This is a genomic window from Pseudomonas sp. 50_B (genome assembly GCF_017491625.1).
Taxonomy (GTDB): Bacteria; Pseudomonadota; Gammaproteobacteria; order Pseudomonadales; family Pseudomonadaceae; genus Aquipseudomonas; species Aquipseudomonas danubii.
The window spans coordinates 1-504 of record NZ_JAFGYX010000101.1; the positions used below are offsets into that span (position 1 = coordinate 1).

General features: G+C 56.9%; 1 protein-coding gene. It reads right to left on the minus strand.

What is annotated here, in order from left to right; genetic code table 11:
* A partial coding sequence (locus J5M73_RS31100; protein WP_207816891.1) for a hypothetical protein occupies positions 1-504 on the minus strand: 504 nt, incomplete at both ends.

The window sequence follows — 504 nt, forward strand, 5'->3', positions numbered from 1 at the left end:
TGCATGTAGTTGTCGTAGAGTGCGCTGATCGCAGGTTCAGGCGGCCCCATGTTCCAGTCGCTGCGAACTTGCAGCCACTGCTCCCACTTCTCCTTGAGTTGGGCTTGCACCAGTTTCACCACTTTGTCGCCGAATAGAACCGTCGCAGCGCTAACCCCCGGAACAAAAACCTCAGCAGCGACCGCGGCCGGAAGTAGAGACGTGGAAACGACGGCGGCCGTTTTCGGATTCTCACTGGCCCATTTCGTAACAAACTTCTCCACGTATCGGGTGATTGTCGGGCCGCCAGCTTTCTCGACCTCCAGCAAATCGTTCCACTCCTCCTTCAATTCCGCGTTCGCACTGTCCAGATCCTCTGCATCTTGCGGATAGCGCGCCTGCGCAGCCTTGAAGCTGGGCTGTGCATGCATGTCCTTGAGCCGCATCTTGCGCCACCGGAGATACAAGCCGTAATGGCAACGCATTAGGCCCGGCGTGCCGTGATCTTTCTCGTAATAATAGTTC